We start from the raw sequence: 449 nt of genomic DNA, 5'->3' as shown, positions 1-449 counted from the left end.
ACCATCGGCGCTGAAGAGCTTAACTTCCGTGTTCGGCATGGGAACGGGTGTGACCTCTTCGCCATTGTCACCAGACAATTCCTTGTCACTTTTTTAAGGACAAGTATTATTATATCGCGTAGATATATTTTTTCAAGGCTTTTTTTATATTTTCTTATAAAATTTATTCCCTGAAAACTAGATAAAGAATTGATGTCAAGAAAGCCGAATATCGACCAATTGTGCATCTACTTCTTCAAGTAGATACCATTCCAGCTCCGGCGGCTAGAGACTCGAGGTCATTTCAGTTCAATCAGCTGAGGGTAAAAGGCACCCTCTTCTGATTGCCCAGAAATGCTTGTCGTCTCTGGTCAAGCCGCCTCCGCTTTATAGTGTGGTTAAGTCCTCGATCGATTAGTATCAGTCAACTCCACATGTCGCCATGCTTCCATCTCTGACCTATCTACCTA

The 449-nt window shown here is 42.8% G+C and carries 1 rRNA gene; it reads right to left on the bottom strand.

Features of this window, described 5'->3' with window-relative positions:
* Window positions 1-75 (bottom strand): 5S ribosomal RNA (gene rrf / locus Q1B03_RS22005); the annotation flags it as partial.
* Window positions 76-449 lie beyond the last annotated feature (374 nt).

Source organism: uncultured Rossellomorea sp. (assembly GCF_947488365.1).
GTDB lineage: Bacteria > Bacillota > Bacilli > Bacillales > Bacillaceae_B > Rossellomorea.
Note: the sequence above shows the minus strand (reverse complement) of the source record. Positions and strands in the feature narration are given on the sequence as shown.